Source organism: Sulfitobacter sp. M22 (assembly GCF_021736025.1).
Lineage (GTDB): Bacteria > Pseudomonadota > Alphaproteobacteria > Rhodobacterales > Rhodobacteraceae > Sulfitobacter > Sulfitobacter litoralis.
This window is the reverse complement of sequence record NZ_WMEC01000001.1, coordinates 1121139-1135875: the sequence shown is the minus strand read 5'-3', so window position 1 is coordinate 1135875 and position 14737 is coordinate 1121139. Positions and strand designations below refer to the sequence as shown.

The 14737-nt window shown below is 56.7% G+C and carries 10 protein-coding genes; 6 read left to right on the top strand and 4 right to left on the bottom strand.

Features of this window, described 5'->3' with window-relative positions; translation table 11 throughout:
* Window positions 1-39 precede the first annotated feature (39 nt).
* From GLP52_RS05665 to uvrA, 6 genes are all read left to right on the top strand, one after another.
* Window positions 40-3396 (top strand): YhdP family protein, encoded by a 3357-nt coding sequence (locus GLP52_RS05665; protein WP_237271811.1) that lies wholly within the window; start codon window positions 40-42, stop codon window positions 3394-3396.
* A gap of 9 nt (window positions 3397-3405) precedes the next feature.
* The gene (queA, locus tag GLP52_RS05660) at window positions 3406-4458 is read left to right on the top strand and encodes a tRNA preQ1(34) S-adenosylmethionine ribosyltransferase-isomerase QueA (protein ID WP_093733062.1); all 1053 of its coding nucleotides are present in this window, start codon (window positions 3406-3408) and stop codon (window positions 4456-4458) included.
* Between the two features lie 86 nt (window positions 4459-4544).
* Entirely contained in the window at window positions 4545-5807 is a 1263-nt protein-coding gene (locus GLP52_RS05655) for an MFS transporter (protein WP_237271810.1), read from the top strand.
* Between the two features lie 80 nt (window positions 5808-5887).
* On the top strand, window positions 5888-6454 hold the full coding sequence (locus GLP52_RS05650) for a DUF924 family protein (RefSeq protein ID WP_237271809.1): 567 nt from the start codon (window positions 5888-5890) through the stop codon (window positions 6452-6454).
* Between the two features lie 100 nt (window positions 6455-6554).
* On the top strand, window positions 6555-7949 hold the full coding sequence (gene lpdA, locus GLP52_RS05645; RefSeq protein WP_093733059.1) for a dihydrolipoyl dehydrogenase: 1395 nt from the start codon (window positions 6555-6557) through the stop codon (window positions 7947-7949).
* A 189-nt stretch (window positions 7950-8138) separates the two neighbouring features.
* Window positions 8139-11021 (top strand): excinuclease ABC subunit UvrA, encoded by a 2883-nt coding sequence (gene uvrA, locus GLP52_RS05640; protein WP_093733058.1) that lies wholly within the window; start codon window positions 8139-8141, stop codon window positions 11019-11021.
* 90 nt (window positions 11022-11111) lie between these two features.
* Here uvrA and GLP52_RS05635 read toward each other — a convergent pair whose 3' ends face one another.
* The 4 genes from GLP52_RS05635 to GLP52_RS05620 form a co-directional block, all read right to left on the bottom strand.
* A complete protein-coding gene (locus GLP52_RS05635) occupies window positions 11112-11537 on the bottom strand; it encodes a hypothetical protein (RefSeq protein ID WP_093733057.1) in 426 nt (141 codons plus the stop codon).
* Between the two features lie 101 nt (window positions 11538-11638).
* Window positions 11639-12514, bottom strand: a complete 876-nt coding sequence (gene mmsB, locus GLP52_RS05630; RefSeq protein WP_237272656.1) for a 3-hydroxyisobutyrate dehydrogenase — start codon at window positions 12512-12514, stop codon at window positions 11639-11641.
* Between the two features lie 2 nt (window positions 12515-12516).
* Window positions 12517-13560: an enoyl-CoA hydratase/isomerase family protein gene (locus GLP52_RS05625; protein WP_093733055.1), complete on the bottom strand. Its 1044-nt coding sequence runs from the start codon at window positions 13558-13560 to the stop codon at window positions 12517-12519.
* Complete coding sequence (locus tag GLP52_RS05620; protein ID WP_237271808.1) at window positions 13557-14699, bottom strand: acyl-CoA dehydrogenase family protein; 1143 nt, start codon at window positions 14697-14699, stop codon at window positions 13557-13559. Before GLP52_RS05620 ends, GLP52_RS05625 begins: the two co-directional genes overlap by 4 nt.
* Between the last annotated feature and the right edge of the window lie 38 nt (window positions 14700-14737).

Genomic DNA, 14737 nt, shown 5'->3' with positions numbered 1-14737 from the left:
GAAACTTAAAACCCAAGACGCCCCAATAGCCGGACGCTCATGCCAAACGCCAACCCAGCCTCCCGTACCCCCAAGCGGAAACGACTTTGGCAGGCGACCAAATGGTCGTTGCTGGTTATTACGCTGATCGTCGCGGCCATCGCTGGCACTGCTATCTATCTGATCCGTAGCCCGATCGTGGTGCCAGAGTGGCTGGAGACCCGTATCGAGGAGCGCTTTGCCCAAGATATGCCCCGGGCGCGGATCGGATTCGGTGAGATGGTATTGATTGTCGACAAAGGCTGGCGTCCGCGCATCAGGCTTAGGGATGTGAATATCGCCAATCCGGACGGCGTCAGCTTTGCTGCGTTTCGTGAAGTGCAGGCCAGTTTTTCCGTGCAGGGGCTTTTGGCCGGCGAGGTGCAGCCCCAGAATATTTCAATGTCCGGCGTGGTCGCAAACCTACGACGTGATCTTGACGGCCGGGTCGCGCTAAGCGCGAGCACGGGGGATGCGCCAGCGGAGCGGCGCGCAGCGACCATGCCTCAACTGATTGGACAGCTCGATGCGGTGTTCGAGGCCAAGGCCATGCGCAGGTTGCGGTCGATCGAGCTACGCGCCCTGACGCTGCGCTACACCGATCTGCAGTCTGATAGGATGTGGACAGTGGATGGCGGACGCATGTTGCTGGATCGGGACGGGACGCGTCTGGACATCACGGCGGAGCTTGCCGTTTTGGGCGGGGGTGCCGATGTGGCGACGCTTTCGGCAAGCTATACCAGCAAGCTTGGCGATACTGCGTCGCAGTTTGGTGTGAATTTCGACGGGGTGAGTGCGGCCGACATCGCGATCCAAAGTCCCGCTTTCGCTTGGCTGAACATATTGCGCGCACCCATCTCGGGTTCTGTGCGCAGCAGCCTTGATGACGACGGCACCTTTGAGCCGCTGAACGCCACGTTGCAAATTGGCGCGGGGGTCGTGCAGCCGAGCGAAAGCGCGACGCCCATTCCCTTTGATGGTGCACGTAGCTATTTCAGCTATGATCCTGACCAACGCTTGCTGCGGTTTGATGAATTATCTGTCGAAAGCAAGTGGGTGTCGGGGCGGATCGAAGGCGACGCGACGTTGGGCATCGACGCAAGCGGCAAGCTGGGGCAGTTGGTGGCGCAAGTCCGCTTGCGGGACCTGGTCGCTGATCCTGCGGATCTCTACGTTACGCCTGTGTCGATCGAGGGTGCCGACGTCGATGCGAAAATAACTTTCAATCCGTTCCACATGTCTGTCGGACGCATGGATATACTCGACGGGGATACGACCCTGAACCTGTCGGGCGATCTGCGCGCCGGCACGCAGGGGTGGCAGGTGGCGTTGGATGCGGGATTGAACGCGTTGAAGCCCGAACGCCTGCTGAAGCTTTGGCCGGAGAACGTCAAACCAAAGACGCGCAAATGGGTGGCCGAGAACGTCTATGCTGGCGCGCTGAGCAATGTCGATCTTGCTTTTCGGCTGAAGCCGGGTGAGGCACCCCAAACCTATCTCGACTTTGATTTTCAGGGGGCGGAGGTACGTTTTTTGCGTACGATGCCAAATGTTACGTCGGGCAGCGGTCATGCGAGCCTGTCGGCAAACCGCTTTGTGGTGAGTGTGGACAGCGGCACCATCACGCCGCCTGACGCGACGCCGGTATCGGTGAACGGAACGTCCTTTATAATGCCCGATGTCACGGTCAAGGATGGCCCCCCCGGCATTGTCAGGCTTCAGGCCGAGGCTGAAATCACCTCTATCCTGTCGCTGTTGAACCGGCCACCGCTTCACGCAATGGATAAGGCTAATCTGCCCGTCGATATCGTTGATGCCGTGGCTGACGTGTCCGGGACCTTGTCGTTTCCGATGAAGAAAGGGTCCGACCCGAAACTTACGATTTTTGACGTCAACGGAACGCTGGCCGACTTTAAAAGCGATCGCTTGGTCAAAGGTCGGTCGCTGCGCGCCGATGTGCTGACCCTGAATGCGTCCAACACCGGCCTTAAAATCAAGGGGCAAGGGCAGCTTGATGGGGTGCGTTTTAACGGTGAATGGGCCCAACCCTTTGGCAAACCGGGGGCTGCCAGCAGTGTAAGGGCGGATATCGCGCTGAACGCACAGACGCTGGAACGCTTCAATATTGCACTGCCCCCCGATACCGTGAGTGGCGAAGGTCGGGCTTGGTTCGCGATGGACTTGGTCAAAGGCAAAACGCCCAAGTTTTCTGTCTCCTCCGACCTGAGCGGGCTGCGCCTTTCGGTGCCGCAGATCGGCTGGACGAAGTCCCAATCGCAAACTGGCAAGCTTGAAATAGCGGGACTGCTCGGGCCAGTTCCCGACATTGATACGTTGAAAATTAACGCGCCGGGTCTGACAGCGCATGGTGACGTGACGCTCAAACCAAGCGGCGGATTGGATCGGTTGCGCCTTCACCGATTGTCTGTCGGGAATTGGTTGGACGTGCCCGTCGATCTCATAGGGCAGGGAGCCGGGCGACCCGTTCAGGTTATGATAAAAGGTGGGAGCCTGGATCTGCGGAGAGCGCGCTTTGGCAAGACCAAGCCCAGCGGTGTCGCCAGCCCGCCCATGCGGGTGGCGTTGGACCGTTTGCAGGTGACGGACACGATTGCGTTGACCGACATGACGGGTGAATTTGACGTCGCTCGTGGCTTGGATGGGCAATTTAGTGCAGCGTTGAATGGTGGCACTGCGGTCTCGGGGCGCGTTGTGCCCAGGAATGGACGTAGTGCAGTTCAGTTGACCGCAACCGATGCGGGCGGGGTTTTGCGCTCCGCCAATATCGCGAAACAGGTGCATGGTGGCGCATTGTCGCTGACGCTGGTGCCGGTCGGTTCGGATGGTGCCTTTGATGGGCATGCAGAGATAAAAGACGTGCGGATTAAAGATGCACCAACCATTGCCGCCCTTGTAAACGCTGTATCTGTCGTGGGATTGATCAACGAATTGAACGGCGACGGTATATATTTTGATACGGTCGAAGCTGATTTTCGCCTCTCCTCCAATCGGGTAAATCTGACGCAAGCCAGCGCAACGGGCGCGTCGCTTGGCATTTCGATGGACGGGGTTTTTGCCACTGACACTGGGCAAGTGGCATTGCAGGGGGTGATCTCTCCCGTCTATTTGCTGAATGGCATTGCAAGCTTTTTGACCCGAAAGGGGGAGGGGTTGCTGGGCTTTAACTACACAATCGGGGGGACGGTACAGTCGCCGTCTGTATCGGTTAATCCCTTGTCGGGTTTGCTGCCGGGCGCGCTTCGCGATATTTTTAGGTCGGCGCCGAGGACGACGCCAAGTCAGCCAGGGACCTTGCAACCCGCACCTGTCGCACCCGCACCGCAAAAACCTGTTGCTGAACGCTTTGAGGGGCGCTAACCGGCGAGGATGAAACTCAGTGACTTTGACTTCGACCTGCCTGAACGCCTGATCGCCACGCGGCCCGCGGTGCCGCGGACAGCAGCCAAAATGTTGGTTGCGCACAACGATGCCATCATCGACAGCACCGTATCCCGGATCACGGACTGGTTGCGCCCCGGTGATAGGCTCGTGCTGAACGACACCCGTGTGATCCCCGCGCGGTTGACCGGGTATCGTAGCCGCGACAGCGCCCAAGGGCACGTGCAGGCGCGTATTGAAGTGACCTTGTTGGAGCCGCGCGGCGATTCCGATTGGACTGCATTGATTAAGCCCCTGAAAAAGCTGAAGCTTTTTGAAGCGGTTGTCTTCAGCAGTGACCTTTCTGCGCGACTGGAAGGGATAGAGAACGGACAAGGCGTGTTGCGCTTTAACTGTACCGGACCAGATTTCGATTCTGCGCTCAATAGCGCGGGCGCGATGCCATTGCCGCCTTATATCGCAGGCAAAAGACCTGCCGACGCGCAGGATTTGACGGATTATCAAACCGTGTTTGCCAGAAAAGCCGGGGCCGTCGCGGCACCGACGGCCTCGCTTCACTTTGATCAAATGCTGCTTGATCAATTGGCTGCTATGGGAGTCGATTTCAGCCATGTCACACTGCACGTTGGCGCGGGTACCTTTCTTCCGGTTAAAGTCGACGATATTGCCGACCATAAGATGCACAGCGAATGGGGGCAGGTGAGCGCGCAAGCAGCCGCCGAGATTATCGAGACCAAAGCCGCTGGAGGGCGGGTCATACCCGTCGGCACAACCGCGTTGCGGCTGGTCGAGACAGCGGCGCGATCGGGCATTATCCAGCCGTGGGAAGGAGATACAGATATTTTCATCACCCCGGGGTTTGAATTTAACGTCGCAGACGCTTTGATGACGAATTTCCATCTTCCCAAATCAACTCTCATGATGCTCGTCTCGGCATTGATGGGGCAAAAAACTGTACAAAACATTTACAAGCATGCGATTGAATCGAATTATAGGTTTTTCTCCTATGGTGATGCGTCCTTGCTTTTCCCTAAGACGTAAATAAGCGCCTGAACGTCGTTGAGGGGGGTGACACCTACCGTGATCGTCGTCAGGGAGGGATCACGTGGTGTTAAAGGATTCGTAAGATGCTTCAGGTACTGACCAGCGCATGGGCGCTTTTGTTGGGCATGTGTTTGCTGATGGTGGGCAACGGCATGCAGGGTACGCTTTTGGGTATCAGAGGCGGGATCGAAGCATTTTCGACGTTTGAAATGTCGATTGTCATGTCGGCATATTTCGTGGGCTTTCTGGGCGGGTCGAGGATAGCACCTGGTATGATCCGTCGGGTCGGACACGTCCGCGTCTTTGCCGCGCTGGCGTCGATGATTTCTGCCGTCATGATCTTGTATCCGACGTTCCCCAATGTCTTGGTTTGGTCCGCCGGACGCGTACTGATTGGTTTTTGTTTTTCTGCCGTCTACGTCACGGCGGAAAGTTGGCTAAATAACGCTGCGACAAACGAAAATCGCGGTCAGGCGTTGTCTTTGTATATGATCGTGCAGACGTTTGGCATCGTGATTGCCCAGGCATTGCTGCTCACAGCGGATCCGTCGGGCTTTGTGCTTTTTGTAATTCCGTCTGTTCTGGTAAGCGTCGCTGTTACCCCGATTTTGCTGTCGATCAGTCCCACGCCTGCGTTCGATACGACTAAACCGATGAGCCTGCGTGAATTGGCCGGGTTTTCCCCGCTTGGCTGCGTTGGGATGTTCCTATTGGGCGGTGTTTTCTCGGCGCAGTTCGGCATGGCATCGGTTTACGGCGCTGAGGCGGGGCTGACGGTCGCGCAAATTTCGATATTTGTCGCGACGTTTTTTGTTGGGTCGGTCATCCTGCAATATCCAATCGGATGGATGTCAGACCGCATGGATCGTCGCCTTCTGATTGTAATTACATCGGTGATCGGTGGTATCGGATCCATCGTCGGGATGCTGCTAGGGCATAACTTTACGATCCTTTTACTGACAGCCTTTGTCGTCGGTGGCATGTCTAACCCGCTGTATTCCCTGCTTATTGCGCACACGAATGATTTTCTTGAACCTGAGGATATGGCCGCCGCGTCTGGTGGAATGATCTTTATTAATGGGCTGGGGGCGATCTTGGGGCCTGTCATTACCGGTTGGATGATGGGTACGGCGCTTGGGCCGGGGGGGTTCTACCTTTTTACGGCGGTCTTGTTTTTCGCCTTGTCCATGTATGCATCCTATCGCGCGACCGTGCGACCGGCCGTCCCTACCGATGAAACGGGCAATTACATTCCCATCTACCCAGCTGCGACAACCGTCGCGGTGGAGCTTGCGCAAGAATATGCCATTGAAAGCGAACAGGCTGCTGACGCCGACGCGCCCTAGACGTTCTGCGCGGTCGCTATAGTTTGTACATAGAGCAGACCAGAATGATAATCGCAGACAAGAACGAAAGGGCGCGGAATATGAAAACGGCAGAAGAGGTCCGAGAGTTTTGGATTGATCAAGTCGGACCGGAAGGCTGGTATGCCGTCCGGGAAGAATTGGACGACGCAATTCGCACGCAGTTCTTAGAGACATGGGAACTCATCGGGACTGGCCGCTTGGATAGCTGGTTGACCCGTGCAGAAGGGGCGCTGGCCTATCTCATTTTGGCCGACCAATTTCCCCGCAACATGTTTAGGGAGAGCGGACGCGCGTTTTCGACCGATGTGCGCGCCCTTAAAGCAGCGCAAACAGTTGTTCGCAAGGAATGGGACCAGTTGATTGACGCGCCCGCGCGGCAGTTCTTTTACCTTCCATTCATGCATTCGGAAAGTTTGACCGATCAAGATCACTGTGTTCGTTTGATCTGTGAGCGGATGCCGGGTGCCGGCGACACATTGATGCATGCTCAAGCCCATCGACATGTGATCCGAAAGTACGGCAGGTTTCCCTATCGCAATGATGCCCTAGGGCGGCGATCGACCCCGGCCGAGTCCGCTTACCTGAACGCAGGCGGGTATGCGCACACTTTGGGCTCAATGGCATGAGCCCTGCGTCTGCAGCGTCCACTGAATTCTCCGAGTTGCCGCCAATCGTAAGATAGTTTACCACTAAACTAAATTTCAATACGTGCTGCGAGGTTGCATAATGGCTGCTAAATCCTTTGATTTGATTGTGATCGGTGCGGGCCCTGGGGGCTATGTTGCTGCCATCCGTGGTGCCCAACTGGGACTATCTGTTGCGATCGTCGAACGAGAGCATCTAGGTGGCATTTGTCTTAATTGGGGCTGTATTCCGACCAAAGCGCTTTTACGATCATCCGAGGTGTTCCATCTGATGCAACGTGCCAGCGAGTTTGGACTTAAGGCGGATAATATCGGCTATGATCTGGATGCGGTGGTCAAGCGGTCGCGCAAGGTCGCGGGGCAGCTGTCGGGCGGTATCGGCCACTTGATGAAAAAGAACAAAGTCGCGGTGTTTATGGGCAGTGCGAGTCTGGCTGGCAAAGGCAAAGTCACTGTTAAGGCGAAAGAGGGCGAGGAGACGCTGACCGCCAAGAACATAGTTCTTGCGACGGGGGCACGAGCGCGGAACCTCCCCGGGCTGGAGGCAGACGGTAAACGTGTATGGATGTATAAAGACGCACTTCAGCCACCCCACATGCCGAAAAAGCTGCTTGTGATCGGCTCTGGCGCGATTGGTATCGAATTTGCGAGTTTCTACAACACTTTGGGCGCAGACACGACCGTGGTCGAAGTGATGGACCGCATTCTGCCGGTAGAGGACGAAGAGATCAGCAAATTCGCGAAAAAGCAGTTTGAAAAACAGGGCATGAAAATCATGCAGAAATCTGTCGTCAAACAGCTGGACCGTGCTGACGACAAGGTGACGGCGCATATTGAAACAGGCGGAAAAGTAACCAAGCACGAATTCGATACAGTGATTTCCGCTGTAGGTATTGTTGGAAACGTTGAAAATCTGGGGCTCGAAGATCTGGGTGTAAAGATCGACCGCACACATGTTGTGACGGATGAATATTGCCGCACCGGTGTCGACGGGCTGTACGCCATTGGAGATATAGCAGGCGCCCCTTGGCTGGCGCATAAAGCGTCTCATGAGGGTGTGATGGTCGCAGAGCTCATCGCCGGTCAGCATCCGCATCCGGTCAAGCCGGAATCCATCGCCGGATGTACCTACTGTCATCCGCAAGTTGCGTCGGTCGGCTATACAGAAGCGAAAGCCAAGGAGCTTGGCTTTGATGTTAAGGTCGGACGTTTCCCCTTTATTGGCAACGGCAAGGCGATTGCCCTAGGCGAACCGGAAGGCATGATCAAAACCGTCTTTGATGCCAAAACCGGAGAATTGCTAGGGGCGCATATGGTGGGTGCGGAGGTGACCGAACTGATCCAAGGTTATGTGGTGGGGCGTCAGCTGGAAACCACCGAAGAAGACTTGATGAACACGGTCTTCCCCCATCCGACTCTTTCAGAGATGATGCATGAATCCGTGCTCGACGCGTATGGGCGTGTCATTCACATGTAGGTTGCGCTAGCGCATATGTGGTAGTCTTATTTTGCAACGCCCGGTGACATCTCCAATGTTATCGGGCGTTTGGCGTTTTTGGGGCGCATGAAATTGGACTGCGATACAGGTGTTCCTCTTGTGTTCTTAATTTTCCATTGGAGAATCCGTATCACGCACCTATGTACTAAGCGTTAACGGGGGTCCGATATGGCTGAGCTAAAGAACATCGAAGTGCGCGGCGCGCGCGAGCACAATCTTAAAAACATCGATGTGGATATTCCGCGCGATAAGTTGGTCGTGATCACTGGCCTTTCAGGGTCAGGTAAATCGAGCTTGGCCTTCGATACGATTTATGCGGAAGGCCAGCGGCGCTATGTCGAGTCGCTGAGCGCCTATGCCCGCCAGTTCCTTGATATGATGCAGAAACCTGATGTGGATCATATCAGCGGCCTGTCTCCCGCGATTTCGATCGAACAAAAGACGACGTCAAAGAACCCGCGGTCGACCGTGGGGACGGTGACTGAAATCTACGACTATATGCGTTTGCTTTTCGCGCGCGTTGGCACGCCTTATTCTCCCACGACTGGCAAGCCGATCGAGGCGCAGCAGGTGCAGGACATGGTCGACCGGATCATGACCATGCCAGAGGGGACGCGGGCCTTCCTGCTGGCACCGATTATTCGTGACCGTAAAGGCGAATACCGCAAGGAGTTCCTTGAACTGCGCAAACAGGGTTTCCAGCGCGTTAAGGTGAACGGAGAATTTTACGAGTTAGACGAGCCGCCCACGCTGGATAAAAAATTCCGTCATGACATCGACGTTGTTGTCGACCGTATTGTCGTGCGCGAGGGGCTAGAGACGCGGTTGGCAGACTCCCTGCGTACCGCGCTTGATCTGGCGGATGGTATTGCTGTGCTAGAAACCGCCCCCGCCGAGGGCGAGCCCGAGCGCCATACTTTCAGCGAAAAATTCGCCTGTCCCGTGAGCGGCTTTACGATCCCCGAGATCGAGCCGCGGCTGTTTTCATTCAACGCTCCTTTCGGTGCCTGTCCGTCTTGTGATGGTCTGGGCAAAGAGTTGTTTTTTGATGAACGCCTTGTCGTTCCAGATCAAAACCTCAAGGTGTATGACGGCGCACTGGCCCCGTGGCGCAAGGGTAAGTCCCCGTATTTCCTGCAAACTATCGAAGCTATCGCGAAACACTATAAATTTAGTGAAAATACGCGGTGGAAAGACCTGCCGGAAAACGTCCAGCAGGTTTTCTTGCGCGGTTCCGGCAAGGAAGAGATCAAGTTCCGCTATGACGAAGGCGGCCGCGTCTACGAGGTCAGCCGCGTTTTCGAAGGGGTGATCCCCAATATGGAGCGCCGCTACCGCGAAACGGACAGCAACTGGATCCGTGAAGAATTCGAACGCTACCAGAACAACCGTCCCTGTGGCACCTGCAACGGCTACCGCCTGCGTCCCGAAGCCTTGGCGGTCAAGATCGGTCCGTCCGACGGAAAGCCCGAGACGCTGCTCCATGCGGGCCAGGTCGTGCAAATGTCGATCCGCGAGGCTTTCGATTGGTGCACCAACGTGCCCGATTATCTGACCGTGCAAAAGAACGAAATTGCGCGTGCGATCCTCAAGGAAATCCGCGAGCGGCTGGGGTTCCTAAACAATGTCGGGCTGGAGTATCTGACGCTGGCGCGCTCTAGCGGGACTCTGAGCGGCGGGGAAAGCCAACGTATCCGTCTTGCCTCGCAGATCGGGTCGGGGCTCACGGGGGTGCTATATGTGCTCGACGAACCTTCCATCGGCCTGCATCAGCGTGACAATGATCGTCTGTTGCAAACGCTCAAGAACTTGCGCGATCAAGGCAACACAGTGATTGTTGTCGAACATGACGAAGAAGCGATCCGCGAGGCGGATTATGTCTTTGATATCGGTCCGGGTGCCGGGGTTCATGGCGGGCGCGTCGTCAGCCATGGGACAGCCGAAGAGGTTGCGAATGACCCGAATTCATTGACGGGCCAGTATCTAACCGGCAAGCGTGAAATTGCGGTGCCTGCCAAACGGCGCAAAGGCAACAAAAAGAAAATCCGCGTGGTCAAGGCCACGGGGAATAACCTGCAAAACGTGACGGTGGATTATCCACTGGGGAAGTTCGTCTGTGTGACGGGCGTGTCGGGCGGCGGTAAATCGACGCTGACCATCGAGACGCTGTTCAAGACCGCGTCCATGAACCTGAACGGTGCCCGCCAGACGCCCGCGCCCTGCGAAACCATCAAAGGCCTCGAGCATCTGGATAAGGTGATCGACATCGACCAGCGGGCAATCGGACGCACACCGCGGTCGAACCCCGCAACTTACACCGGTGCGTTCACCCCGATCCGCGACTGGTTTGCCGGTCTGCCCGAAGCCAAGGCGCGCGGCTACAAGCCCGGACGCTTCAGCTTTAACGTCAAGGGCGGGCGCTGCGAGGCGTGTCAGGGCGACGGTGTCATCAAGATCGAGATGCACTTCTTGCCGGATGTCTATGTCGAATGCGAAACCTGTAAAGGCCAGCGCTATAACCGCGAAACGCTTGAGGTGAAGTTCAAGGGCAAATCCATTGCTGACGTGCTGGATATGACAGTCGAAGATGCGCAGGGTTTCTTTCAGGCGGTGCCAAGCATCCGCGAGAAGATGGATGCCCTGATGCGCGTGGGCCTTGGCTACATCAAGGTGGGCCAGCAGGCGACCACGCTGTCAGGCGGCGAGGCGCAGCGCGTCAAGCTATCGAAAGAGCTCAGCAAACGGTCGACGGGGCGGACGTTGTATATTCTGGATGAACCCACCACAGGCCTGCATTTCGAAGACGTACGTAAGCTGCTGGAGGTGCTGCACGAGCTGGTGGATCAGGGGAATTCGGTGGTCGTCATTGAACACAACCTCGATGTGATCAAGACCGCCGATTACATCATCGACATTGGTCCCGAAGGCGGGGACGGTGGCGGTCAGGTGGTCGCCACAGGGACGCCAGAGCAGGTGGCAGAGGTAGAGGGAAGCTATACCGGGTATTACCTCAAGCAGATGCTCGCCCCGCGTAAGGTCGCCGCTGAATAGTCGGCTTGTCGCACCCATCATAGGTACGAGAAAAAATGCCCCGTCCTTCACAGGCGGGGCATTTTTTTATGAGGTATTATAGTTTTAGGTTTAATTTAAAAGCCGAGAGGCAAGGCCGATCAGCGCGAGGACGTCGTTGGTCCGTGGGTCGACGGCGTAGATATAACCATTGTTCTGGACATAGCGATCATACCGGGTGAGGCCGTGGGTGTGGGGGCGTTCAACCAGAACATAGTGGGTCAGCCTGTCGCCTTTGGCGTGCTTGTGCTTGCTATGGCCTTTCGCCAGATGACGTCCGTTGTCACTGTGGCTCTTTTCGTGCTTTTTGACGGCTTTCTTATATTCTTTGACAGCCTTCTTATGCTGCTTGTCGTGCTTGTCATGACTGATCAGCGTCGCCTGTGGGGTAGCACCGATAAAATGCCCCTGCGCGCCATAGGTGGCAGCGCCGGCCTGTACAGCAGGGCTAAATGCCAGCACGGCAAAGGCGCTTGCAGCTAGGGTAAGGGTTTTCATACTCGTTCTCCGTTCACTGTGTCGATACAGTAACGAACGAACGGGCATCGGGTTTCCGTCGCTTAATCTTGCGGCGGAAACCCGTTTGTCATGACGCGTGGTCAGCCGTTGCGGCCGCGTGTTTCAAAGCGGGGCAGCATGGCCGAGAAATCCTTGCCGTTGCCGTCTTCATTCTCGACAAACTGAGCGTAGAGCGCACGCGCCAGCTCGCCCATTGGGGTATCCGCGTTTGCCATCTCTGCGGCCTGCTGGGACAGACCAAGGTCTTTGAGCATCAGTTCGGCGGCAAATCCGGGCGTATAGCCGTTATCGGCAGGCGAGGTGGGGCCAACACCGGGCGCAGGGCAATAGGCGTTCATCGACCAGCTGTAGCCCGACGAGGTGCTGACGACGTCGAACATTTTTTGTCGATCCAGCCCCAGTTTGTCGGCCAGCGCAAAGGCCTCGCAGGTGGCGATCATCGTAACACCAAGGATCATGTTATTGCAGATTTTCGCGGCCTGACCTGCACCGGCATCGCCGCAATGGACGGCCTTTTGTCCCATGATGTCGAACAGGGGCTTGGCGTTGGCGAACGCCTCTTCTGAGCCGCCAGCCATGAAGGTCAACGTGCCGCCAGAGGCCCCGCCAATACCGCCGGAGACAGGTGCGTCAACGGCCATAATGCCATTATCTTCAGCGGCTTGCGCGGTGTTCTTCGCGCTTTCAACATCCACGGTGGAACAGTCGATATATAGGGTACCTTGCGCCATATGCGGAATTGCCTGTGCTGCCACCTGCCGCAAGATCGACCCGTTGGGAAGCATGGTGATGACCGCGTCCATGCCGGCGACAGCGGCTTCTAGGCTGTCTGCAACGCGCACGCCTTCCGCAGTGGTGCCCGCGACATCAAAGCCCGCCACATCATGCCCCGCTTTGGCGAGATTGGTCGCCATCGGTGCGCCCATATTGCCCAGTCCGATAAATCCGATCTTCATGCTCATGTCGTTTTCTCCAGTGTCAGGGCGTCTTCGGCCAGCGGGCGCAGCATCTTGGCTGTCGCGGCAAGCGGGACGTTCATATCGGCGAATTGCCAGCTTGGGTTACGGTCCTTGTCGATGATCGCGGCGCGGATGCCTTCCAGAAAATCGCCATGCTCCATCGCGCGGAAGGTAAAGCGATATTCCATATCCAGCGCCTTTTCGATGCTTAGCGACGGGCCGCGCAGACGGTGAATGATCTCTATAGTGCAGGCCATCGCTAGGGGGCTGCTGCGTTGCATTTTCTTGAGCGTGTCGGCGGCAAAGGCGCTGTCTGATGCGCGCAGGGCATTAAGGATATCGGCCAGTGTCTCGCCCGCGAAGAAGCTGTCAATCTCTTCGGCCTGCGCCGCCAGAGCGGAGGCGGGGGGCGTCGTGCTCGCGGTTGCCAGTATAGCGACATCGCCAGAGTTCTCTAGCGCGGCGATCACATCAGGCCAATTTAGCTCTGCAATGTAAGTATCTGAAAAGCCTGCATAAATCGCATCTTCACCCTTCATTCGTGACGCCGTCGTACCCAGATATTCACCCACCCGTCCAGGGGCCAGCGCCAGCATCAGGCTGCCACCTACATCGGGCACCAGACCAATGCCGCATTCCGGCATCGCGATCTGGCTGCTTTCTCCCACGATCCGGTGCGACCCATGGCATCCGATACCGACACCGCCGCCCATCGTGAACCCCTGCAGAAAGGATACAACCGGCTTAGGGTAGGCGAAAATCTTGGCGTTCAGACGATATTCATCGGCCCAGAACGTGCGCCCGTAGGCATAGTCGCCCTTGGTACCCGTGGCATAGAGTTCGGCAATATCACCGCCCGAGCAAAAGGCACGATCCCCTTCGGCATCTAGGATAATCAGATCAACATTCGGGTCATGTTGCCATGCGTCGAAAGCGTCTTCGATGGCGAGACACATGTCATAGGTCATGGCGTTCAGCGCCTTAGGGCGGGTCAGGGTAATCCGACCCGCGCGGCCTGAAATACGGATTGAGATATTGGTCATCGGTTTTTCAACATGTCGCGCGCGACAATGACCCGCATGATTTCGTTGGTGCCCTCAAGGATCTGGTGCACCCGTAGATCGCGCACCAGCTTTTCGATGCCGTAATCTGCCAGATAGCCATAGCCGCCATGCAGTTGCAGGCATTGATCCACGACTTTGCTGCCGGCTTCGGTCACGAACTTCTTGGCCATGGCGCAGAACTTCGTGGCATCAGGTGCGCCAGTGTCCAGCTTCCACGCAGCTTGCCGCAAGAACACACGGGCCGCCTGAAGTTCGATCTCCATCTCGGCAAGGCGAAACTGCAGTCCCTGAAACTGGTCGATGGGTTTGCCAAAGGCCTTGCGGTCGCCCATATAGTTCAGCGTTGCGGTCAGCGCGGTCTGCGCAGCTCCCAAGGAACAGGCGGCGATGTTCAAACGGCCCCCATCCAGCCCCATCATCGCATATTTGAAACCTTTGCCTTCTTCACCCACCAGATTTCCGGCAGGAATATTGCAATTGTCAAACTGCACCTGAGACGTCGGTTGGCTGCGCCAGCCCATTTTATCCTCTAGCCCGCCGAAGGAAAGCCCTTCGGTGCCGTCTTCGACATAGACAGTGGACACACCCGCCGCACCGTCATCCGACGTGCGCACCATCGCGACGTAAGCGTCGGAATATCCACCGCCCGAGACGAACGCTTTGGTCCCGTTCAGGCTGTAGCCTTCGTTCGTGCGTTCGCATTTCGTCTTGAGCGCCGCCGCATCAGAGCCGGATCCGGGCTCCGTCAGGCAATAGCTTAGCACCGTGTTCATGCTCAGGATGTCGGGCATGATCCGCGACTTGAGTGCGTCACTGGCAAAGCTGTCCAGCATTTTGGCGCACATGTTGTGGATTGACAAGAACGCCGCGACCGAAGGGCAGGCCATGCTGAGCGCCTCGAACACCAGCGTCGCGTCAAGCCGTGTCAAGCCAGATCCGCCCGCGTCCTCGGACACGTACAGCCCGCCAAATCCAAGCTCTGCAATTTTGGGCCAAAGGTCTTTGGGAATCGTTTCGTCTTTCTCCCACTGGCGGGCGAAAGGGGCGATGTGGTCCTGGCCAAAGCCATAGGCCATATCGAAAATCGCGGTTTGCTCTTCTGAAAGTGCGAAATCCATAAACGGTGATCCCTCCCAAGACCGGTCGAATTGAACGT